This window comes from Ruegeria hyattellae, from assembly GCF_041537925.1.
GTDB lineage: Bacteria > Pseudomonadota > Alphaproteobacteria > Rhodobacterales > Rhodobacteraceae > Ruegeria_C.
Genome location: NZ_JBGOSH010000007.1, coordinates 146,735 through 168,547, shown reverse-complemented (window position 1 = coordinate 168,547; position 21,813 = coordinate 146,735). Strand labels below are relative to the sequence as shown.

The window sequence follows — 21,813 nt, the reverse complement described above, 5'->3', positions numbered from 1 at the left end:
CTCATTTTGTGGTTTTGAAAATGCTACAATTGGAGCCGTGGCCAACTCTCTCCAACAAACCACAAAGTTCGAATGTATGCCCTGACAGTTAGAAGCCGCCGTCTCAGAAAATAGGCTCAAAATGACAGGTCGTTTGAAACTTTGACCCTTCGGTTGATGATTCCAGATCCACCATGGCGGTGCGAGGGCAAGTGTTTTTGTATATTCTTAACTGGCGTTTAGTCTTCGGCGAGATGAGCGCTGTCGTTGTGTGTCTGACACTGCCTGCGTAACCATGCCTGACATTATTGCTCTCAGAACTGTACCTGACGTTGACGCAGGTCAGGGACACCCGGCGTAGCCGCATTATACTGCAGCTGCTCGGCCGTGCAGTCGCAGCAGTTTAGGATGTGAAATGACGGAGCAAGACGCACAAGCTCAAGGCAAAACGCCATCGCTGGTACGTGGGCGTGTTATCCTGCCGCTTTTGTTGGCGTATCGGGAATCCGGTCAATCCGCAGAAGATCTTCTTGCGGGTTTCGATCTATCGTTTCCAGAACTGAGCGCGCCGAATTGCTTAATTTCGCACGATACAGTCTACGCCGTATTCGAAGCAGTTGCTCAAAAGACATCGCCAGACTTTCCGGCACTAGTTGGTCAGACTTCTGACCCGACCACCTTTTCCCCATTCGGTCAGGCCTTTCGCAACGCAAAGTCCCTGGCCGATTTCATCGCCCGGTTCTGTGTGCATGCTGGGAACAACACAAATGCGGTCACAATGACACTGGATGTCTCTGGAGAGTTCGCCGCGCTGTCTGCCAAACGCAGGTTTACGCCACGCAGCTCTCCGGCCTACATGGATGCGTTTCAAATCAGTCGGTGGGCCGCGTTGCTGCATGAAACCGCTGGTCAGCATTGGGAGGCAAAAAAGGTTCTTGTACGGGTGAACCGTCCTGACCTGCTCCCGTCCTACTTCTACGGTATCCGGGCGGTTGGTGCTGGACCAGATGGGTATTCCATCCGCTTCCCAAGCGCATGGCTTCTATTTGATTTGGTAGATCGAGCAGCGCCCGAAGGCGTATCGATAGCTCAGGACGACAATAATCCAGTACCGACAGACCTGTTGAGTTCGATCCAGAGCGTCGCCAACTCAATGGCAGGGCGGACTGATTTGTCAGCCATCACGCTCGCCCATGCATGCGGTGCGCGAGGTGCGGTTCTCAATCGACGGCTTGCAGCCTATGGCACATCACTCTCCCGCATCGTTCTCGAAGCCAAATGCGACCGAGCGAAGCATCTGCTTTCTAAGACTGCGACATCCGTGGGCGATCTTGCTGATCAGCTAGGGTATTCTGATGCGACTGCGATGACACGCGCATTCAAGAAATGGACCGGTCAAACACCGTCGGAATTTCGTGCCCGCAAACTGAACGGCGACGAGGCATCTGTTCCGATACTCGATCCGGTCGAGTGCAATTGTGAGAGATAACCGGAATTCGGCGCGGCTCAGCTGTCGCAGCGCTTCAAGCTTGAGAACGCCAAAGAGGAGCACGGTATGGAACGCAGGCAGGTTCGGAGTTTCGTTGGCAAAGTATTAGCCATCACAACTGCCCTTTGCTGTGGGTCGGCAGTGGTGGCACAAGACACGGGTTGGCGTTTTCACGGTAGCTTTTACATTTACGGCGCAGATACCGACACAACCATTGGCTCGTTGGAGTCCGAGCTCGGTTTCAGTGATGCGTTTGATAACCTGGACCTCGCCTTCATGGGCACAGTTGAAGCGCGGAATGGCAGATGGTCGTTGATAGCCGATTACATGCGCACAGATCTGTCTTTTGAAGGAGATACCCCTGGTCCAGTGTTCAGCGGCGCAGAAACAAGCCTGAAGACACAGTTCTTCAGCGGATACGCAGCTTACACGGCCTAACAGGACCAAACCCTGGCCTTGGATGTGGGGGCCGGATTTCGTTGGTTCGAGACAAGCAGCACAATCGCTCTGGTCGGCGGTCCCACCCCAGCGCCGAGCTCAATAACCAGCGACGATTGGGTAGACCCCCTGATCGCGGCCCGTATCCGGTATCAGATCAATGACCGCTGGTCGGCAGTTGCATTGGCCGATTATGGCGGGTTCAGGTCGGATCGCGAAACTGGGCAGTTTTTGGCGACGGTGGGGTATGCCATCACACCGAAGTGGATCTTGCAGGCTGTGTCGCAAACTTTGGTCGGCGTGTTGCACCTTCGCGCGGTTTGATCCAATGGCTGGCTGGTCTTTGACAGAGTTTAGGAATGTCCGATGATCGACTTCAAAGGTGCGCACTACCCGCAATCTGTGATCCTGTTCGCGATCTACTTCTACGTCCGGTACGGCGTCTCGTATCGTGACCTGGAAGAGATCATGGCCGAGCGAGGTGTATCGGTTGATCATGCGACGCTGAATCGCTGGGTTGTGAAGTATTCACCCTTGGCCGCTCGCGCAGCTCAGAAACGGAAGGCCAATACCGCTGAATCCTGGCGTATGGATGAGACCGACCTTGTTGCATAGATAGCCGAGCCGCAGTATCGCCAACGTTCACTCAGACGCGAGCAACAGTAGATGCCCCATAAATTCAATGATGCTCGTCGCAACAAGTTTCCTAAAGCAAAGTACCGGGTCACGAACTGCCCGGACTACAACGAAAGCCTCCGGCGTCGGGGTGACGTGAATATCTGGTTTTCTGAAGATGTAGTAGAGAAGTGGGCATCGCCACGCCGCAAGACACGCGGCGGTCAGTCCCGCTACTCCGATCTGGCGATCGAGATCTGTCTCACCCTGAGGGTCGTCTTTCGACTTCCACTCCGACAAACTCAGGGTTTTGTGCGGTCGGTTGCCAGGCTGATGGGTGTGGACATCGTTGTGCCGGATTTCTCGACCTTGTCGCGACGTGGCAAGGGGTTAAAGATTGCCGAAAATCGGCGAGCTGCAAGTAAACCAATCACCCTCATTGTGGATAGCACGGGTCTGAAAGTGCATCGCGGCGACAACTGGCATGAAGAAAAGTACGGCGCCAGGAAGGCCCGCAAAACATGGCGCAAACTCCATATCGGGCTCGACCGGGAAACTGGTGATATTGTTGCCTCGAAGCTGACCACGGAACATGTAGGCGACGAAACAGCGCTGCCAGAATTGCACACTGACATTGATGCCGATGTGAGCCGGTTTCTTGCGGATGGTGCGTATGACGGCCAAGGGGTGGTCGACTGCCTGGAAAGCAGGTTCGGGTCTGGAATAGAGATCATTATCCCTCCACCAAAGAACGCAGTGCGCGGCGAGAATGCACAACGCAATCGACACGTCGCTGCCATCGCTAAACATGGCAGAATGAACTGGCAAGCCGAGACGGGGTACAACCAGCGATCACAGGTTGAAGCTCAAATCGGCAGATGGAAACAGGTTATAGGTGATGGCCTGCAAGCGCGTGATTTTGGCCGTCAAATCGCCGAAGCGAAAGTAGCGGCAAAGGCGCTCAACCGCATGACAGGTCTCGGTCGTGCGATGTATGAGCGCGTCATCTGAAGTGATGGAGTAAGGGGTAGACTCGCCTAAGTCATGATCCATGCAACACAGCCGTACCACACGGAAGCGCTCGATTTCTGGGTTTGCCGGGTATGGTGCAAAAAATCGTAGCTATGGGTCTCTGGGTGAGTTGCGTTTTTTCTTCGCATCTAGACGATGAGATACGCAACGGCAACGGCCAGAGGGAAGCCGATGATCAGTCTGAGCATGAACAGCGCGGCCAGTCGCCAGAGCCTGAAATCAATCTTGCTTTTCATCAGCACCACGCCGGTTTCAGTCATGAAAATCAGTTGCACCAAGCCCATGATAGCGATTGCCACACGGTTGACTTCTGCCGGGATGTCAGCACCGATCAGGACCGGGAACAACGGGTCGGCCACGCCGGTGACAACCGCAGTCGCGGTGGCGGCTGCAAATTCCAACCCTAGCAGCTGAACCAGCGGCACAAATGGCATCGCTACCCACTGGAAGAAGGACGTGTATTCCACCACCACCATAGCAATGGTTGCAAAGGTCAGAACCGGTGGCAGGATGTTGCACCACATTCCAACCAGGTCCCGGATGCTATTGGTAATATACATACCGAAACCGGGTCCGGAATTGCCGCGTTCGAGTGCCGCCGAACAAGCGCGTGCCAACATGTGGCCGTCCTCGGATACCTCTTCGGGGCGATTGTCGATACCGTTGTAGAAACTGTCCTCGATCAGGCTCAACGGTGGAATGCGCGCCAGGATCATAGCAAGGATCAGCAAAATGCCGATCGAAGCCAGGTAATACTGGATGTAGTAATCCATAATGCCAGCAATATCCGCCAGAACAGCGGAAAAGGGGATTGCCAGCATTGAAAAGCAGCTGGCAATGATGGCGGCCTCACGGCGGGTATAGAGCCCCATCTCGTATTGACGGCTGGACAGGATGATACCAACGGAAGCCGAACCCAGGATCGAGGACATGCTGTCAACCGCGGCGCGCCCAGGAAGCCGGAACAGGACACGGAACGGTGTTACCAGCAGGGCACCAGCAAAATCCATCAACCCATATTCGGTCAGCATTGGCAGCAAAAGCGCCGCTAGGAACAGGATAGCCATAAGCTTGATGATCACCACGTCGACAATGATCTCTCCGGTGAATTCGCTCCAGATCGCTTCGGGTCCGACTTTGAACATTACCGAAATCAGGAAAAGCGCAGCGAGCGCGCGCACCAGGATCGTGAACCAATTGAAGCTAACCAACGGCTCCAACCAGGAAGGGAAGTCATCCGACGTAGACTTTGATCGCATCACCAGGGGCAACGCGAAGGATATCGTAAGCACCAGCAGCAGAATCCAGTGCATTGCCTTGCCTAGAACAGCGACGATCGAGTTGGCGAAATAGACAAGCGGAATGGTGTATTCCCCGCCTATGTTGAGCGGGACCATGAACAGAACCACGCCGATCACCGACGGCACAATACATTTGAGGAGGATACTAACAGAAATGGATAGGCTCTCCGTATCGTCCGCTGTACTCAATTTTGAACTTTCGTGCATTGATTCCTCCTGGAGAACCGCAGTTTAGGTTAGCCGGTTCCAAGTTGATCTGATGTCTGTAAGGGCCCCAATCGAACGATAAGAAGGACCGCTGGTTCCTACGATAAGGACAACCATGTCGAGGTTGATGCGTCTGCTCTTGTTAAGAGCAGACGCTGACAAAGCGAAACTGGGGAGGGAGAGGAGCCCGCTTTGTGTTTGGTTAGTTTGCAGATGCGGCCTTTAGGGCCGATACAACACGTTCGGGCGTCATTGGCATATCCACCCAGACCCCGGTCGCATTGTAAACAGCCTGTGCGACGGCTGCGATCCCTGCGGCGATCGGAGATTCCCCGGCACCGCGTGCTCCAAACGGACCAACGGGATCGGGATCTTCGACAAACAGCACTTCGGCATCATGCGGGAAATCTGCACACCGCAGAAGCTTGTAGTCGAGCAAGTTGCCGTTCTTCAGAGCACCGGTTTCCTCGTCAAAGATCATGTGCTCATAGATCGCAAAGCCGGACCCGCAGATCGCGGCACCTATGATCTGGTTTTTGAGAACCTGGGGGTTCACCACCGTCCCGCTGTCTTGAACGCACAAGAAATCGATCAGCTTGATTTGGCCGGTTTCGACGTCCACTTCCACCTCGCAGAACTGCGCGCCGAACTGACGGGCAAAGGTGGTCGAGGGTGGCATCGGCACCCGCGGGCTGCCGGTGATCGAAGACGTCTGGCCCAACGAGTCCGACCGCAGCTCGTTCAGCACATCCGAAAAGGGAACCCGCTGGTTGTGCTTGCCCGGATCACCGTGAACAACTTCGCCATTGTCCACATCCAGCTCGGACGGATCGACGCCATCGAAAAACTCGCGGGCTGCAATAGCCAGAAGCTGGTTCTTCACATCGCGGGCAGCTTCGCGGCTGGCCCATCCGGTGCGGTACATGGTCGATGATGCCAGTGAGCCGTGGTTCCACGGGCAGCTGTCGGTATCGCCGGTTTCAATGGCGACCTGATCAAGCGACAGACCAAGTTCCTCGGCCACGACCATGGCTTGGGTGGTTTCGGCCCCCGCACCCTGGCGACCCACTGCACAATGCACCTTGGCAGAACCATCAGGATTCATGCGGACCATGGAATTTGAAGCGCCTTCAAATTCCACACCACATACATGGGCACCGGTACCGACCCCGATACCGCGACGCAGCGCGCCCTCTGTTTGGGTGGGCACGGCCCAGCCTTTCCAGCGGTCCTTCCAGTTGAACTTTTCCGACCCCTTTTCAAGCAGCGCCCTGGTGCCCCCGGCCGACAGTTTGAAAAGCTCCGGCCAATCCTTGCGGAGGTGTTCGGGGACGTTGTTGATATATTCGTCCACCTGTCCTTTAAGATTGTGGCGACTGTGCTGCATCCGCAGTTCATCGCCGGTAACAATCTGGTTCTTGATGCGGAAATCGACCGGGTCGATGCCGACCTTTTCTGCCAGCTGATCTGCGCAACGTTCCACAGAGGCGCCGAGCGTGCAGTCACCAACCCCGCGCATACAGCCCGCAGTTACCATATTGGTGTTGATGCCGTGGATGCAGTAGTCGCCGTGGCCGTTCTTACCCCACATGTCGACGCAGAAGAAACCTACGTCGTCCTTGAAGCCATAGCCCCCATTGTCGATCAGATGATCAAACTCGAAAAAGGTCAGTTCGCCATCCTTGGTGCACCCCATCGAGCCGCGCGTGCGCTCCTGGTGGCGACGCTTGACGGTAGCCATGCATTCTTCGTTATCCAGTTCGATCTTTGCAGCTCTGCCAACCTTTTTGGCCAGAAGCACAGTGATGATCATGAAATTGTTCGACCACCACTGACCAAACGAGCTTCCGCTCGGCAATGCCTGAACACGAATTTTCGAAAGTGGAATTCCAAGGGCTTCGTGCACGCCATCGCGCAATTCGCTGGGAGTTTGAGATGAAGTGATCACGTTCACCCGATCCCCCATCCATTCAGCGATGCAGGCATTCCGGCCAAGGGGCGCATATTGCTGGCTTTCATAGAAGATGTCGCAATCAACGGTGACGTCCGCTGCGACCTTTCCGGCGTCGACATCACCCCAGGCCACTCGATAAGGGTCGCGCTCGTTTCCTTCACACCGGATCTGAGGGGCATCTGCTTTACGGGCTTCCTCCATGTCGAACACGGCAGGCAGCAGTTCATATTCGATCTCGACCAATTCAGCAGCTTTGGCGGCTGCCTCAGGCGTGGTTGCCGCAACAGCGGCCATATCGTCGCCAACAAACCGCCCGATCCCGTCGAACACCTTGCCGCGATAGTTGAACCAAGCCGCTTCCCAGTCGTTCTGTGGTACGTCGTGATGCGTCAGAATGCCGACATACCCCGGTACTTCCTCGGCTTTTCTTGTGTCGATCTTGACGATTTTGGCGTGCGGGTGCGGACAGCGAACGATCTTGCCGTGCACCATGTTTTGCACTTCGTAGTCGACACCGTAACGGATTGTTCCTGTTACCTTTTCAATGGCGTCTTTCACGTGCAATCCGCGGCCAACAACCTTAAGGCTTTTGTCGTGTTTTACCATGTCTTCCTCCCGCCCTGTTCCAGGGCGTATAGCTAAATTGTCGGGCTTATTCGGCGGGTTGCGCCTGCGCGTTCATCAGCTCGGCGGCGCGCAATACGGCCTTAACGATATAGGGGTAGGCACCACATCGGCAGATGTTGCCACTCATGCCTACAGAAACCTCATCGGCGGTTGGGTTTGGGTTCTCTTCCAGAAACGCTTTGGCGCTGAGGATGAAACCAGGTGTGCAGAACCCGCACTGGAACCCCTGCTCTTCGATAAAGGCTTGTTGGATCGGATGCAGGTTTTCGCCTTCGGCCAATCCCTCGATGGTCATGATGTTCTTGCCTTCGGCCTGTTGCGCAAGCATCAGGCAGGATGTCTGCGGCCGCCCATCAACCAGAATGGTGCACGAGCCGCACTCCCCTTCTGAACAGGACACCCGGGCGCCAATCAGCCCCAGATCGGTGCGCAGTGCATCGGCCAGGGTCCGATCCCCACGATCAGAGATTTCGACATTGCGGCCGTTGACTTTGAGTACAGTCATCAGATCCTACCTCCGTGATTTTTGATGGTATCTTCCAGCGCACGGCGCAGCATGATCTCGACCATGTCCTGCCGATAATCGGCGGATGCCCTTATATCCGAAATGGGTTTTGCGTGTTTCGCGGCTGTTGCGGCAACGGCGGCCAGTTTGTCGACAGTCACATCCGCCAAGGCCGTTCCTTCCAGCTCAGCACTGGCATCAGACGCATCAAGGATGATCGGCGCCACAGCGCCAAGGCCAAAGCCGACCTTGCTGATCACACCGTCTGATCCAACGGTCACCGCAGCAGACCCGTTGACCAGCGCGATGTCTACGACGGTTCGGTCGATCCGACGATAAGAGACGTGAACTTCTCCGTCAGAGGGCAGCGGAATGGTCGCCTCTTTGAGGATCTCGGCCCCGTTCAATGCGGTTTTGTTCACGCCTTGGAAAAAATCAAACATCGACACCTCGCGCGAGCCGTCTTTGCCAAGGATCTTTGCCGTCGCCCCAAGTGCAACAAAAGCAGGGCTCAAGTCCGCGGCGGGCGATGCATTGCACAGATTGCCACCAACGGTTGCAAGTGTTCTGGTCTGCGGGGTCGCCATCAGTTTGGTGATTTTGCTCAGCGACGCCAGCACGTGGTGCTGATCTGCTGAACGCTCGAGAGTTGCAAGCGAAGTCAGTGCTCCGATACGGATCGCATCGCTTTCGATCCTGATGTAGTCAAATTCTTTCAGATCGCGAATGTCGATGCAGGCTGTCGGTTCCGTTTTTTCCTGCTGCCAATGCAGCGTCATGTCGGTCCCGCCGGCCCAGATCTTTGCACCAGCACCCTTTTCCGCAAGCAGAGCTACTGCTTCGGCGGGGCTTGTGGCACGTTGGTAGGTAAATGAAGATTTCATGGCGTATTCCACACTTGTCCAATGCGGGGGCGGCACTGCCCCCGGCTGTTGAGGTCCAGCCCGGTAGACGGGCGGATTTGGGTACAGAAAGTGATCAGATTGGCAGGCGGCCAACCCAATTGTTGTTGCTATAGGTCTCGTCATAGCCTTCAGAATCCAGCCACTCGATGATCGAAGGGTCTATTCCGTCATCAGCGGAAATCGTGGCATCGGCAACACCGGCTTCGTGATAAACGTTGCTGAAGAGGTCCCACGTGTCCGCAAGATAGCCGGCTTCGCAATCAACATCCTTGCCGACCAACGCGCCCCAACCACTTGGTTCTCCATCCGGCTGTGGTGCCTCAGTGGGAATGCTCTCGCAAAGGGGTTTGCCGTCGCCCAGGCCAAGGGCGCCCTTATTTTGATCAATGGTCAGCATGACAGCGCCAGCCTGCGTCAGGCGCACATCTTCTTCTGGCCAATCAAGCCCTTTTGCTATGATCGCGTTGCCTTCGGCGGGATTTTGTTTCCACCAGTCGACGGCCTCGAACCAAGCGCGGATGACCTCGCGGGCAACTTCGGGCTTTTCCTCCAGCCAGTTGGTCGAGCATGCAATCGAGTCAGACACCAACCCGCGTTCATAAGTCTTGTCGGTGAACGTGCTCTTCAGGACGTGCGCCCCTTGACGCTCTGCAGATTGGGTCGAGAAGGGAATGAAGTTGACGTCCACATCCAATGCGCCGCTGGAAAAGGCTGCGGTCGCGTCCTGTGGCAACATGATGCTGTGGGTAGCGCCATCAAATGGGATGCCATTCTTTTTCAGGGTCAGCAGCATCCACATGTGATTGAGGAAGCCGTAATCTGCGGCATACGTCTTGCCTGCCAGATCCGCCTCGGACTGAATCGCGCCATCGACGACCATCTCGTCAAGCCCATAGGACATCAGGGGCACAGCGACATGCTTTACCGGTACGTCCGCGGCTGCCGTAACAACCGTTGAATCCATCGTTGTCATCATGCACTGAATGGAACCGCTGACCAGACCTGCATTGCGCGCCGTGATGTCTTCGATAATTTTGACATTGATGTCGACACCGTCTGCCATGCCATTCTCTTTGGCAATGAACCAAGGGCCGTAGACTGACACAGACAGCATTGTGACGGTAAATTCTTCTTCGGCTACCGCTGTTCTAGCTGTGCCTACGATCACCGCTGCACATAGAGCCAAAGTGCTGCCGGTCGTTTTTAGGATGGGTTTGATTTTCATTTTTCCTCTCCCGTGATGGACTTCAGGCGGCCTGCAGCTGAATTTCTTCGCGCATCCAGGCAAACATTTGTTTTTCGATTTCGAGGTATCCGGGCTGGCTCAGCAAATCTTCCTTGCTGGTAAAGCGGTGGCCCTTCTTGAAATCCATGTAGACGTCTTCTTTGATCCGCCCCGGAGTGCGGGTGTAGAATACGATGCGGTCAGCCATGTAGATGGCTTCCTGAATGTCGTGGGTGACCATGATCACTGTCTTCTTCTCGACATCCATGATCTCGACCATCATTTCCTGCATTTCCCAACGAACCTGAGCGTCCAGCGCGCCAAACGGTTCGTCCATCAAAAGAACTTCGGGCTTTTGGGCGAGCGTGCGGGCAATTGCGACACGTTGCTTCATCCCACCCGACAGTTCCGCCGGATACTTATCTGCGGCCGCAATCAGGTGAACTTCTTCCAGCAACTTCTGGGCGCGCTCACGGCGCTCGGCTGCCGAAACCCCCAGAATTTTCATGCCGTATTCGACATTCTGGCGTGCGGTCAGCCAGGGAAAAGATGTATACGCCTGAAAGATCATACCGCGATCTGGACCGGGGCCCTGCACATTGTGCCCGCTGACCTGGATTCCGCCCGTGGTTGGTGTTTCCAGTCCGGCTACCATCCGCATTACAGTCGTCTTGCCGCACCCCGAGGGGCCGACGAAGGCAACGATTTCACCTTCCTTGATATTAAGGGACACGTTGTCCACGGCGGTGAACGTTCCACCAAGGTATGTCTTGGTCACTTCGTTGACGCCGATGATGTTGATTTCGCTGATTTCACGCTTTAGTTTCATGATGTCTTCCCCTCAACCCTTGCGTTTCCGGTTCCATGGAAAGGCGTAGTGAGCCGCCACTCGGAACACGATATCGGTGAGAACTCCCATGATCCCGATGGTCAGAATGCCCGCCATGATGACGTCAACCTTCAGAAACCGCCCGGCCCGCATCATCACAGCACCGATACCATCCTGAGCCGCCACAATTTCAGCAATGACCAGATACGTGTATGCAACTGCGATCATGTTGCGCATTGAGTCCATGATCGCCGGGGACGCGGCACGGCCGACAACATTGATCACGATTTCCCGTCGGGACGCGCCCATGGTTTGGGCCGCTTCGATTAACTCTTTGGCCACTGCCTCGGTGTTGTCCAAAATCAAGGCAATCAGAAAGAAGACCACGCCAAGAACCAGCAGAGCCATTTTTTGGCTATCCGTTGGCCCGAACCATACCAGCAAAAGCGGAATGAAAGACGCGGCAGGCAAGTAACGCGCGCCAGAGATCACAGGATTGATCAAGGCGCGGATCGGAGCGAAGCATCCCATAAGTATGCCCAGAGGAACCGCAATAACGCATGCAATAAAGAAACTGCCAAAGATCCGGTACGCGGAGATACCAACGTCCGCCATATAGTCTTTTTCCTGGAACAGCGTTATCAGGGCCTGAACGACAGAGAGCGGAGAGGGTAGGAACCGCTTTGCTTCTTCCGCTGTCAGCAGATGGGCCACTTCCCACAAACCAAAAAACACAAGCGCGCCAATCAGGCCGTACGTCATCGTTTGCTTGCCGCTTAGTGTGACCAGAAGCTGAAGGTTTTTTGGCTTGTCTCGCTTTTTGGTCAGCTCTGGGTTTCCAGCTTTGATACTTGTGTCCGACATCTTTCTTCCCTGCACCGAGTTCATGGATGGCCTCCATGCCTAACTCTCGTTCACAACATGGCCTCTATTATTTAGTGATTGGATTGCAAGTTATTCACAGATACATTGAGGCCTATCGATGTAACGAAGGAGCTGTTGGTGTACCGGCTAAGCGATACCGACATCCGTTTGCTGCATGTCTTTCGTGCAGTTGTTGAATGCCGTGGCTTTTCGAATGCGCAGGCTGTCCTTAATGTGGGCCAGCCAACAATCAGCAGCCATATTAACCAATTAGAGCAAAGGCTTGGGTTTCGATTGTGTGATCGGGGTCGCACTGGGTTTCGTCTTACCCGTAAGGGCGAGAGCGTCTATGAACAGATATTGGTATTGTTCAAAGCGCATGAGAATTTTCAGAACATTACCCTGGAACTCAAAGGCAAACTCAGTGGTTTTTTGAAGCTTGGTCTGATCGATAGCACGGTTACGGATTCCAGCAGCCCGATCATCCGCAGCCTGGAGATGCTTAATAACAAGGCAAATGAAATCGCGATTCGGTTATCGATCTTGACGCCCAATCATCTAGAAAAGGCAGTGCTGGATGGGGATATTGACATCGCCTTTGGAACCTTTGACCAACAGTTGCCTAACCTGAGCTACAAACCGGTCTATGTTGAACACAACACGCTGTATTGCTCACACAACCATCCGATCGCGAGCTTGACAAAAAAGTCGGATATCCGCCAGGCCATTATCGATAGTCGCAAAGTCACCAGGTCGTATCTTGAAGGTGAGGATCTGTTTCCGCTGGGCAGCGATCACAGTGTCAATCACGCCTCAGTCGAGTTTTTGGAAGCGGCAGCTATCATGTTGTTGGCCGGTGGGCATATCGGCTTTCTGCCAAACCATTATGCCAAGATGTGGGAAGAAACAGGTAAGCTGCTCCCTATCCTGCGCGATGAATACGCCTATACGTCGGAATTCTTCATTGTGACCCGAAAAAATCTGCGTGGCTCAGTCATTGTCGAAACCTTTCTGGAAGACTTGGAAATTGCCATCGCAGAAATCAATGCGGACAACGAAACTGACCAGAGCCACTAGGGTCGGCCAAGATTTCTTTTGGTTTTGAAAGGGATCGGGCTAACCGGCGCGTCATAATATGGCAGTTGATCCCGCCGCGGCGAATATATCCCGTCGGCCGTTACCTTTTCTACATGTGCGGCAATTTTTTCCATGGGCGCGAACCAGACATCGCCCCGCTGCAGAACTTCTTCGAGAAAGGCGCTCATCACCTCCCAGCGTGCCAAACGACCCGTAGCAAACGGATGTACAACAGGTATCCACAGACCACCGTGGCGGTAGGCCGCCTCGAACTCCTGCCTGAAGGTTTCGAAACCTTCCCGCGGGGCACGGATGGGCATCATGTAGTCCAGGTCACTGGACTGGACATATTGCGGCCAGTCATCCAGCCCCCAATGTGTTGGCAATTCGATCAGGGAACCCTTGCTGCATTCCAAATAGTAAGGAACGTCGTCCCCCATCAACGAAGCGTCATAGACAAAACCTCGCTCGGCCAGAAGATCTGCTGTGCTATCCGAGAAATTATAAAGCGGAGCGCGAAAACCACGAGGGGCCTGCCCGGTCGCCGTCTTGATCACATCCAGCGCCCGATCCAGCCAGTATTCTTCTTCTGAAGGAGGCAGTTCACTGGGGTGTTCGTGTATGTAACTGTGATGAGCAATCTCATTTCCGCCTTCGATTATTGCTTCCACAGCCGAAGGGTAACGTTCGATGCACCAGGCCGGAACAAAGAAGGTCTGTCGCAACCCAAGCTGCTTATAGGTTTCGACGATGCGTGGCACGCCGACCTCGGGCCCATAGCGCAACATCGACAGAGCCGACACACGCGAATGGCCATCGGTCTTGTGAGCGACGTGGATCAGACTGTCGGCATCCATATCAAACGTGACGCAGGCCGCGCACTTGGCACCATTCGGCCAGGGGACAGTGTTCTTGATCATGGCATCACACTCCCTCCGTTGACGTGCATCCCTTGGCCGGTGATGAATTGTGATGAATTCGAGGTTAGGAAGACGGCCATATCAGCGATTTCCTCGGCTGCGCCGAACCGAGATAAGGGAATGTCCTGCTCTTTCCGGCGCCATTCTTCGGTCATCTGATCCGTCGACAACATCGCGGTGTCGATTGGACCAGGACAGATCGCATTGACCAGAATCTTTGGCGCAAATTCCTTGGCCCAAGATCGCATCAAGCCGATGACACCATGTTTAGAGGCTACATACGGCGAAAACGTCTCGCGCCCGAGGTACCCTAGATCTGATGCAATCAGGATCACCCGTCCACCATGGGGATGCATCGCACGGATTCCTTCGCGGCCAACCAGAAAGGTTCCGCGCAGATTGACATCGATCACACGATCGAACTCTTCGGTTTTTGTGTCGAGCAGGGGCTTTTCATGAATGACCCCTGCACAATGAACCAGAAAATCCAGGCGCCCGATATATTGGCGCACCTGTGCAAACAGCGCCAATACATCCTCCTCGCGCGACACATCACAGGTGATCGAAACCGCCCGACCAGAAGCCGCTTCAATCTCGGCCACGGTTTCATCAGGCGGAACAATATCAACACAGGCGGTCCACACCCCATGAGACGCAAGCGCCTTGGCGCATGCAGCGCCAATTCCGCTGGATGCACCGGTTACCACGGCCCGGCGGCCAATCAATTCTGATCCATGGTTGACCGACCCCATGACGCTACGTTGTCCTGTTGTGCAGGATGCGACCAATCAGGTTCATCAGGATCTGCGCAGCAAGAGTGGATGTCGACCCTGAGTGATCATAATCCGGCGCCACTTCAACCAGATCGATACCCACGATGGTACCGCGTTTGGTCAGCCCATCCAGGAATTCAAGAACTTCGTAATACTGAAAACCACCATGGCTCGGGGTGCCAGTACCGGGTGCAATCGAGGGGTCGAAAGCGTCAATGTCGATGGAGACATAGTATCGCTTGCCCTCGGGCACGCGATCCAGCACACCTTGAACCCCCAGTTTACGCAAATGCCGAACAGACAGAATATCCGAACCCATTTCACGGGCCTGATCATATCCCTCCTTCGCCGTGGAAGACACATTCCGGATGCCCAGTTGAGTCAATCCAGTGACATGGTCTTGCTCTGCTGCCCGTCGCATCGGATTGCCATGGCCATAACGCACACCGTGACGTTCATCTACAAAATCTAAGTGAGCGTCTATTTGGACAACATGAATAGGTTCCTGATCATCAAACGCATTGATGCAAGGAATATTGACCGAATGGTCACCGCCAAGCACAACTGGCAGCGCACCGGACCGCAGAATTGCACGTACTCCTGTTTCGATATTGGCGTGGCTATTTATTGTATCTGTATGGATTATGTCGGCATCACCGATATCGACAATCTTGGTGGTGTCAGCAGGCAGGTAGGTGACGTCATCTTCGAAATCATATGCCCCACCGTGACCGAACGAGAATAGTGTGGACGCTTCACGGATCGCGCGTGGACCGAAACGGGCACCTGATCGCCACTGACAACCAAAATCGAACGGCGCGCCCAATACCGCAACATCTGCATCAATTGCGTTCCAATCTGCCACGTATTCACCCTTGGCAAAAGTACAGATGCCAACAAAGGGCAAATTCAACCGCCCACCTTCATATCCATGGCTGCTCATCAGGGGATCTTTCATGTGTTAACAGGGTCTAGCTCCGGCCACAGTAACACAGCATAAACATCGTTAAACTCGGGCTATATAAATATCTACATTGATAGATATCGATGTATCTTGCTGGTCAGGCGATTGCATGATCGAAATTCACCCGGTCGTAACACGTTGGCCAAACGCCGTGAAATTACCGATAGTGAGTTGAAACCAAATGATATCAGTCGCAATGGGCGGCCTCAGCGCGTTGTCCCTCGGTGTCGCGGACTTTATAGCCAGTCAGAACTCCACACGAATTGGTGCGGCGCGATCGCTGCTTGGAATGCTGCTGGTCAGCTCTGTCGTGCTGAGCGTATTCTTGCTTTTACAGGGCGGGTTTTCCGAACTGTTCATACCGACAAAAGTACGGTCGGTTCTGCTGGCAAGCTTGCACGGATTCACGATGGCGTTCGCATTGCTTCTGTTCTTTTATGCAATGTCCATCGGCAAAATAAGCGTCGTCGCCCCAATAGTTGCGTCACATCCTTTGGTGATTGTTATCTTTCGCGCCGCACAAGGCGAACACTTGGCGACCACTCAAATAGTCGCCGTTATAGGAGTACTAACCGGTGTCGCGCTGGTGGGAGCGAGCGGCGGAAATCACTCCCCAAACGATAGACAAGCCAGGTACCACGCCAAATGGCAGATCGTAGTATGCATTTCCCTGGCATCAAGCCTGATCTATGGGACAGCTATCCTCTTCCTTCAGTCAGCTGCCAACGACATCACAATCTCGCAAGTGTTGTGGTTCGGACGCGTTGTCGGATTTACTACTATCTTGATCTATATCCTCTCCAAGAGACGAACACCATTTCCTCCTTCTTCGAATTGGTGGCCGCTGTTCGCGTTTCATGGAATGCTGGATTCAGGTGGGCTTTTGTTTTTGCTGCTGGGCACAAACGGCAGTCCAAATGATACTCTGACTGCTGTAGTGGCTTCCACATTTCCGGTCATCACCATGGGTCTGGCATGGTTACTTTTGAACGAGCGCGTAAGACCAATTCAGTTGCTGGGTACTGGGCTTGTTTTGGCTGGCGTGTCCACGATTGTTGGCCATTGATCAGTCCTTGATCTCAACAATGGAGACTGATGCATAGACCTTTGGATATGGTCAGCAAGAGACTACGAAGGACGGTCCCGAGAACAATTGCAGGTGCGGTGTGCCAGTGGTCAACATAACCAGCGGGATGATGCATCATCAACACCCCCTCAGCGTTCATTTGAGAAGTGGTTGCGTATCCTGCAGGTGATGGCGGTGTGAATCTGCCCTCCTCAAGGCGCCAGTCATGATCTGAAAACCGCGATCCGAAATTGCCATCTTGGTTTATGCGAATGGTTTTCATAGCAAGGTCTTTCTTTGGTTGGTGATAATGTTGAAAGCCGCGTTGCCAATTCCAAAGCACCCCTTTTCCAATCGACGCGCAATCTGCACGGCCAGGGCCCGGATTTGCCAAGTGCCAAAGTCTATTATGGCGTTCTAAACGAAGTTGGGCGGACAAGACGCGATGGTTCTGGGGTCTATTAACATGGGGAGTGCTCTCGTGCTGGTGTTGTCACGTTAACTGCCGTCCGGTTTTTCATGCCCGTGATTGGACGTAGGTGACATCGATGCAGTCATCGTCAATCAGCTACAAGCGCCACCGGTTTCCTCCTCAGATCATCGCGAACGCGGTGTGGCTGTACGTTCGCTTCAATCTGAGCCTGCGTGAAGTTGAAGAGATGCTGTTGCAGCGCGGGATCGATGCGTCTTACGAGACTATCCGGCGTTGGGTCATCAAGTTTGGGCCCGCGATCGCTCGAAACGTGCGGCAGATACAGAACCGTTCAGGTGATGTCTGGCATCTGGATGAAGTTGCTGTGAGAATCTCAGGTCGCAAGTATTGGCTCTGGCGCGCGGTCGATCAGCATGGCGTTGTGCTGGACGAAATTCTCCAATCGAAACGGGACAAACGGGCGGCAAAACGGCTTTTGCGCCGCCTGATAAAGCGCCTTGGTATGGTCTGTTCGGCCTTTAGTCCGAACGTGGGATCATTCGAAGTCAACATAGCATCCGGAAAAATTGGATCTGTACCGGTGCGTTGTAGGGTCGCTGATCCAATCTGATTGCCCCGAAACGACCTCGGGGGTATTCTGATCAATAAAGGTAATCTGTTGTTGCAGACAGCCTGATCAGCCACCGAGCAAGCGCGTTCATCATCCCTTGATCTTCTGAGAAAACGACCACCCGCGCTGTCGCACCAACCCTGAGGGGCTGCTCTGTGACCGGACCTTCCGGCGCGACCCGCACCTGAAACCTCTGAGAGAAACTGACCCACCGGGAGGGGTTGTGAACTTGCGGTAGGCTTCCTGAGGCTACGCCCTGCCCTCTTTCCACGCCCCAGCCGATGCTTTCCACCCGACCTGCGAACACCTGCCCGGGTAACATATAAAGACCAAATTCCACTTTCTGGCCGTCCTGAATGACCGACAGTGCGTTTTCCTCGAAATTTGCGACAATCCACCAATTCTCTGCATCGACAAGCGTCATCACTGACTTGCCATCAGTCGCGTAGGCACCTGCATGCAGCTGCAGGTTGTCGACAAACCCGTAAGCGGACGCCCTGACCGTCGTTTGCGTCAAGCTGAGATTGGCTTTGGCAAGCATTGACTTGATCTGCCGAATTTCAGCCCGCTCACTATCTGCGGCCTCCTGCCGATTGAGCGACAATTCCGCCTGATCCAACTTGGCCTTCAGACGGTCCACTTCAAGTTGGTAGGCCTGCGGATCAATGCGGAACAGAGGGTCACCTTTTTGGACCTTGGCACCATCTTCGACAAGAACCTCGACCACCTCACCGGACACCTGCGGGACCACCGGGATAACGGCTGCCTGTACATAGGCGTCCCGCGTCATCGGCGTGAAGCGGTCGGATACAACGTAGTAGATGAAAAGAAAAATTATCAGGCAAAATAATAGAGTTACCCAGAATCTGATCGTTGTCATACCGTGCTTCAGTACCGCCATCATCCTACCCCTTCATATGTGAGCGCCAATTTTGAGGTATCCGGCAGGATCGGCGTATTTTCTGCTTCTATCGACGTCACCACCAATGCTAGCTGATGGCGCATCTCGCGAATGAAGTTGACACCAAAGAGCCACGCACGTTGGCTCTCTCTTGCTTCTACCGGCATCGATTTGACCTCTTCTATCGCTGCATCCAAGGCGGCGAGCCGTGAGCGAATTCTTCCGTCCTCCGAAACGCCCCCCACTGTCAATTCGTCTGCCAGAGCGTTGACCAAATGGCGCACCTCATCCAGGGCGCAGGCGGTCGGCGCAATCATTGCCCGGCTGGTTTCGGGATCTTTGATGCGTTGCAAGGCCTGATGCAACGTCCACATCTGGTGAAACATGTTGCCGGTTGCATGGGTCATGCCACCATAGTCATATTTCGCGCGGATTTTTCCGCGCAACATGTAGCTGAAGTCATAGAGCAGCGCGAAGTCTGTCTGCACGTCCGTCTGCAGGCGCAGCAGATGCGCATTCAACAGGGCCGGATCGGGGTCTTTGGCCGAACAGATGCGCTGCAGGGCTGGCGTTAAGGCCCGCAAATTGTCTGCGACGTTCTTTCGCAACATATCAGCCGGATGCTCGGGCCAGAGGTTTTGCCCGATCACCAATGCAACGACAAATCCCAGAACGGCACCCAACACCCGCTCCTCGGCGGAAATCACGGTTGCAACCGGAAAGGCCGCAGTGCCGAGAATGACCGCAATACCGATGCAAATCTGAAATCCGGAATAGGAGATCCGGTCATGCCCCGCACCAATATAGGCTCCGATCAGAAACCCCGCAGCAAGCCATGCCAGCAAAAGCGGAAAGTGCGGCGCGACAGAGATCAGTCCCAACCCCAAGAGGCTGTAGGCCGAGCCCGCCAGCACACCCGGAAACCACAGGCGGACCCGCAGATGAGATTTTCCGAGGTTGGGTTGCACCATCACCACAACCAACCCAAGCACCAGATAGGCACCGGCCGGCACAAAGGAAATCAGATGAAGCAGCAGCGCCACGGCAACGCCCAGCGTGAGTTTGAGCGCAGCTCTCGCGCTGTCGCGCGCAATCAGCGCCGGCTGTCCTGCTGTTGATGGCTCGACGGGGATCGGTGCCTCGGACATCTCGGGGTTGGCAAGCGCCGCAAGATTGCCCAGCAACTCGCGCGCTGCCGTCGTGAAGGCTGCCAATTTGGACGGCAACCGCCTCAACTCGCTGTCGGGTTCCTGCAGGTTCTCCGCTGCAACAATCCTGCAGCGATCAATGACTCTCAAAGGCGCATCAAAGGCACCCATGCCGCTGGGGTCGCTCATTCCCTGAGCAAGGCCACGCAGGACCGATGCCATGGCGGCACGGACCTCGCCCACCTCGTCACCCATTGGCATATCCTGCAAGGTGCGCTCCATGTGGCGGACATTGACGTATGACAGCATCAAATTGCGCATACGCTGGCGGATCGCGTCATAGTGCTGCCGCTCTCCCCGGTAACGCCATTTCAGGCTATCAACCTGATGCCGCCACTTGCCAAAGTTCATAAGGCTGACCGGGCTTGGGTGATAGGAAATCACTTGCCCGGCCTCCAAGCGCTCTGCGGTCCGGTTCAGCAACACGGCACATTCCTGCGCGATACCTAAGCACAGATTGTCAAGATCGCGCGAGCTTGGCGCCGGCCAGAGGCACAGCATAACCAGCCAGGTTACCGCTAGGCCAATACCGATTTCCAAGGTCCAGTGAAAGGCGTCGTGCTCACCCAACTCCGCCCCCCCGATGGCGGCAAAAGCGGCGCCGACAACGATCAGGTTGGCGAAAAAGGCGGCAAACGCCCACGGCCAGCGCCCACGAAAGCCCTGAGCAGCCCAATAGCCCAGAATGCAAGTCACTACTAGCGTAGCGAGCAGAAACAGGGGCCGGGCGGTCAGCAGGAGATCGATTGTGACAAATGAGATAACTGCACCCAAAGCGGATCCCGCAAGCAGAGAAAGCCCTGCCATGGGGGATTCATCATGCATCATGAATGAAATCACCAACACCGGGAATATGACAAACACGCCGGTCCGCGTGCCCAACAGCGCCGCGAACCCGATACACAGGACCATGACCAGCGCAACACGCAGCGCATTTTTGATGCGAAGACGTTCAATCTGATCACTCAGGCTCATCATTCAAATATCGAACTAACTGCCGCGGCTACTTCTTCAAATTGGTAGCAACAAATTGCCGCTCTCGAAATGGGAGTTGGAGAATTTAAGTGCGGTCATTCAAACGCCTGGATTTCAGGCCAGACCTTGTGAAACCTCGTCTGTTGGATGCCAATCCTTGATGCGGGACGTCGTTTCTAACAGGGTACTATCTCTCGCAGCCTTTCAAGGGGACCTTTCTATTGGTCGAGCAACTGCGTCCGGGTTGGTTCCGGCTGGTGATTGATCTCGATGAGGCGGTGGACGTCGTGCGGTTCGAAAGCTTCTCGAACCTGCGCAAACAGATCCGCATCGTGGTGGGGCCAGATAGCCGCTCGAAAGATCGAACATCGGACCTCCAGCCCCAGATGGGGCTGGAGGTCCGATTTACCAGGCGCCGATGCGATGGTCCAAGTTGAGTAGACCTTGGTCGGGTCCTTGCCGTTGGCAAGCCAATGATCTGCTCGGGCTCAGGGCAGACACGCAGTGCCTCTGCGGGCTAGCGAGTCTAGGAGCAGGCATAGCTTGTATCGTTCTCCGGCCCATTGCCGCCGCTGGGCAAGTCGGCTCCCGCCGCGCTGCAGCTTCCTAATAGCAGACATTAGTCACTGAGAAATCGTGGAACCTAGTCAGGGCGCAGTAGCTCAATCCATCAAAGTGCCAAACTCAAGCAAGTGGCTCTTAGGCGCTAAGAAACGGCGCAGATGTCGCATATGTTGGAGAGAAGTCGCCTTTACGAGGCCATTCTACAGCGTGTAGCTTTTTTGGATTGACTGCGGATGACCTTCGCCACCCCTCCTTATTCCACGACGGAGAGCCACAAGTACGGTGCCCGCAGGTCTGATGCGGTGTAGTTTCTAAGCGAGAACTTCGCGTCCCAATCATAAATCCGCTTCAT

Annotated in this window: 17 protein-coding genes and 3 pseudogenes; 8 read left to right on the top strand and 12 right to left on the bottom strand. The window is 54.7% G+C overall.

The annotated features are described in order from the left end of the window. Positions 1-394: 394 nt before the first annotated feature. The 4 genes and pseudogenes from AB1E33_RS17575 to AB1E33_RS17560 all read left to right on the top strand — a co-directional run bounded on the left by AB1E33_RS17575 (position 395) and on the right by AB1E33_RS17560 (position 3,532). Positions 395-1,468 carry a helix-turn-helix domain-containing protein gene (locus AB1E33_RS17575; RefSeq protein ID WP_372578570.1) on the top strand — a complete coding sequence of 358 codons (1,074 nt, stop codon included), beginning with the start codon at positions 395-397 and terminating at the stop codon, positions 1,466-1,468. Between the two features lie 66 nt (positions 1,469-1,534). Beyond that, complete coding sequence (locus tag AB1E33_RS17570; protein ID WP_372578569.1) at positions 1,535-1,906, top strand: hypothetical protein; 372 nt, start codon at positions 1,535-1,537, stop codon at positions 1,904-1,906. Between the two features lie 366 nt (positions 1,907-2,272). Continuing rightward, positions 2,273-2,506, top strand: a pseudogene (locus tag AB1E33_RS17565) (IS6 family transposase); the annotation flags it as partial. A gap of 66 nt (positions 2,507-2,572) precedes the next feature. Next, positions 2,573-3,532, top strand: a complete 960-nt coding sequence (locus tag AB1E33_RS17560) for an IS5 family transposase (RefSeq protein WP_372578568.1) — start codon at positions 2,573-2,575, stop codon at positions 3,530-3,532. 149 nt (positions 3,533-3,681) lie between these two features. Here AB1E33_RS17560 and AB1E33_RS17555 read toward each other — a convergent pair whose 3' ends face one another. The 7 genes from AB1E33_RS17555 to AB1E33_RS17525 form a co-directional block, all read right to left on the bottom strand. Next, entirely contained in the window at positions 3,682-5,061 is a 1,380-nt protein-coding gene (locus AB1E33_RS17555) for a YjiH family protein (RefSeq protein WP_372578567.1), read from the bottom strand. Positions 5,062-5,263: 202 nt separating this feature from the next. Continuing rightward, positions 5,264-7,621: a xanthine dehydrogenase family protein molybdopterin-binding subunit gene (locus AB1E33_RS17550; protein WP_372578566.1), complete on the bottom strand. Its 2,358-nt coding sequence runs from the start codon at positions 7,619-7,621 to the stop codon at positions 5,264-5,266. 46 nt (positions 7,622-7,667) lie between these two features. After that, positions 7,668-8,147: a (2Fe-2S)-binding protein gene (locus AB1E33_RS17545; RefSeq protein ID WP_372578565.1), complete on the bottom strand. Its 480-nt coding sequence runs from the start codon at positions 8,145-8,147 to the stop codon at positions 7,668-7,670. Then, on the bottom strand, positions 8,147-9,031 hold the full coding sequence (locus AB1E33_RS17540) for an FAD binding domain-containing protein (protein WP_372578564.1): 885 nt from the start codon (positions 9,029-9,031) through the stop codon (positions 8,147-8,149). The genes AB1E33_RS17545 and AB1E33_RS17540 overlap by 1 nt, the downstream gene beginning before the upstream one ends. Positions 9,032-9,125: 94 nt before the next feature. Then, positions 9,126-10,340, bottom strand: a complete 1,215-nt coding sequence (locus AB1E33_RS17535) for an ABC transporter substrate-binding protein (protein ID WP_372578563.1) — start codon at positions 10,338-10,340, stop codon at positions 9,126-9,128. Continuing rightward, positions 10,300-11,106 (bottom strand): ABC transporter ATP-binding protein, encoded by an 807-nt coding sequence (locus tag AB1E33_RS17530; protein ID WP_372578562.1) that lies wholly within the window; start codon positions 11,104-11,106, stop codon positions 10,300-10,302. The genes AB1E33_RS17535 and AB1E33_RS17530 overlap by 41 nt, the downstream gene beginning before the upstream one ends. A 12-nt stretch (positions 11,107-11,118) precedes the next feature. Next, positions 11,119-11,994 (bottom strand): ABC transporter permease, encoded by an 876-nt coding sequence (locus tag AB1E33_RS17525; protein WP_372578561.1) that lies wholly within the window; start codon positions 11,992-11,994, stop codon positions 11,119-11,121. Between the two features lie 114 nt (positions 11,995-12,108). Between AB1E33_RS17525 and AB1E33_RS17520 the strand changes: the two genes are divergently transcribed. Next, a complete protein-coding gene (locus AB1E33_RS17520; protein ID WP_372578560.1) occupies positions 12,109-13,047 on the top strand; it encodes a LysR family transcriptional regulator in 939 nt (312 codons plus the stop codon). Here AB1E33_RS17520 and AB1E33_RS17515 read toward each other — a convergent pair. Genes AB1E33_RS17515 through speB form a run of 3 tightly spaced genes read right to left on the bottom strand, consistent with a single transcriptional unit; the run spans position 13,044 to position 15,683 of the window. Then, positions 13,044-13,967 carry a polysaccharide deacetylase family protein gene (locus AB1E33_RS17515; protein WP_372578559.1) on the bottom strand — a complete coding sequence of 308 codons (924 nt, stop codon included), beginning with the start codon at positions 13,965-13,967 and terminating at the stop codon, positions 13,044-13,046. The two genes, AB1E33_RS17520 and AB1E33_RS17515, sit on opposite strands and share 4 nt — an antisense overlap. Further along, positions 13,964-14,719, bottom strand: coding sequence for an SDR family NAD(P)-dependent oxidoreductase (locus AB1E33_RS17510; RefSeq protein WP_372578645.1), 756 nt, complete (start codon positions 14,717-14,719; stop codon positions 13,964-13,966). The genes AB1E33_RS17515 and AB1E33_RS17510 overlap by 4 nt, the downstream gene beginning before the upstream one ends. Before the next feature lie 4 nt (positions 14,720-14,723). Beyond that, the gene (gene speB / locus AB1E33_RS17505; RefSeq protein ID WP_372578644.1) at positions 14,724-15,683 is read right to left on the bottom strand and encodes an agmatinase; all 960 of its coding nucleotides are present in this window, start codon (positions 15,681-15,683) and stop codon (positions 14,724-14,726) included. 217 nt (positions 15,684-15,900) lie between these two features. Between speB and AB1E33_RS17500 the strand changes: the two genes are divergently transcribed. After that, positions 15,901-16,770: an EamA family transporter gene (locus AB1E33_RS17500; protein WP_372578558.1), complete on the top strand. Its 870-nt coding sequence runs from the start codon at positions 15,901-15,903 to the stop codon at positions 16,768-16,770. A gap of 548 nt (positions 16,771-17,318) precedes the next feature. Further along, positions 17,319-17,708 (top strand): annotated as a pseudogene (locus AB1E33_RS17495) (IS6 family transposase); the annotation flags it as partial. A 136-nt stretch (positions 17,709-17,844) separates the two neighbouring features. Here the strand turns inward: AB1E33_RS17495 and AB1E33_RS17490 are convergent. Together AB1E33_RS17490 and AB1E33_RS17485 are read right to left on the bottom strand one after the other, a co-directional pair. Continuing rightward, a complete protein-coding gene (locus tag AB1E33_RS17490; protein WP_372578557.1) occupies positions 17,845-18,717 on the bottom strand; it encodes an HlyD family secretion protein in 873 nt (290 codons plus the stop codon). Next, positions 18,714-20,900, bottom strand: coding sequence for an FUSC family protein (locus AB1E33_RS17485; protein ID WP_372578556.1), 2,187 nt, complete (start codon positions 20,898-20,900; stop codon positions 18,714-18,716). Before AB1E33_RS17485 ends, AB1E33_RS17490 begins: the two co-directional genes overlap by 4 nt. Before the next feature lie 185 nt (positions 20,901-21,085). Here AB1E33_RS17485 and AB1E33_RS17480 point away from each other — a divergent pair. Further along, positions 21,086-21,334 (top strand): annotated as a pseudogene (locus tag AB1E33_RS17480) (glyoxalase superfamily protein); the annotation flags it as partial. Between the last annotated feature and the right edge of the window lie 479 nt (positions 21,335-21,813).

Excerpts from the sequence above, each read along its gene's own strand:
- AB1E33_RS17485 (WP_372578556.1), bottom strand. The coding sequence starts at position 20,900 with ATGATGAGCCTGAGTGATCAGATTGAACGTCTTCGCATCAAAAATGCG.
- AB1E33_RS17545 (WP_372578565.1), bottom strand. The coding sequence starts at position 8,147 with ATGACTGTACTCAAAGTCAACGGCCGCAATGTCGAAATCTCTGATCGT.
- AB1E33_RS17575 (WP_372578570.1), top strand. The coding sequence starts at position 395 with ATGACGGAGCAAGACGCACAAGCTCAAGGCAAAACGCCATCGCTGGTA.
- AB1E33_RS17555 (WP_372578567.1), bottom strand. The coding sequence starts at position 5,061 with ATGCACGAAAGTTCAAAATTGAGTACAGCGGACGATACGGAGAGCCTA.
- AB1E33_RS17510 (WP_372578645.1), bottom strand. The coding sequence starts at position 14,719 with ATGGGGTCGGTCAACCATGGATCAGAATTGATTGGCCGCCGGGCCGTG.
- AB1E33_RS17550 (WP_372578566.1), bottom strand. The coding sequence starts at position 7,621 with ATGGTAAAACACGACAAAAGCCTTAAGGTTGTTGGCCGCGGATTGCAC.
- speB (WP_372578644.1), bottom strand. The coding sequence starts at position 15,683 with ATGAGCAGCCATGGATATGAAGGTGGGCGGTTGAATTTGCCCTTTGTT.
- AB1E33_RS17530 (WP_372578562.1), bottom strand. The coding sequence starts at position 11,106 with ATGAAACTAAAGCGTGAAATCAGCGAAATCAACATCATCGGCGTCAAC.
- AB1E33_RS17490 (WP_372578557.1), bottom strand. The coding sequence starts at position 18,717 with ATGATGGCGGTACTGAAGCACGGTATGACAACGATCAGATTCTGGGTA.
- AB1E33_RS17540 (WP_372578564.1), bottom strand. The coding sequence starts at position 9,031 with ATGAAATCTTCATTTACCTACCAACGTGCCACAAGCCCCGCCGAAGCA.
- AB1E33_RS17570 (WP_372578569.1), top strand. The coding sequence starts at position 1,535 with ATGGAACGCAGGCAGGTTCGGAGTTTCGTTGGCAAAGTATTAGCCATC.
- AB1E33_RS17525 (WP_372578561.1), bottom strand. The coding sequence starts at position 11,994 with ATGAACTCGGTGCAGGGAAGAAAGATGTCGGACACAAGTATCAAAGCT.
- AB1E33_RS17515 (WP_372578559.1), bottom strand. The coding sequence starts at position 13,967 with ATGATCAAGAACACTGTCCCCTGGCCGAATGGTGCCAAGTGCGCGGCC.
- AB1E33_RS17500 (WP_372578558.1), top strand. The coding sequence starts at position 15,901 with ATGGGCGGCCTCAGCGCGTTGTCCCTCGGTGTCGCGGACTTTATAGCC.
- AB1E33_RS17560 (WP_372578568.1), top strand. The coding sequence starts at position 2,573 with ATGCCCCATAAATTCAATGATGCTCGTCGCAACAAGTTTCCTAAAGCA.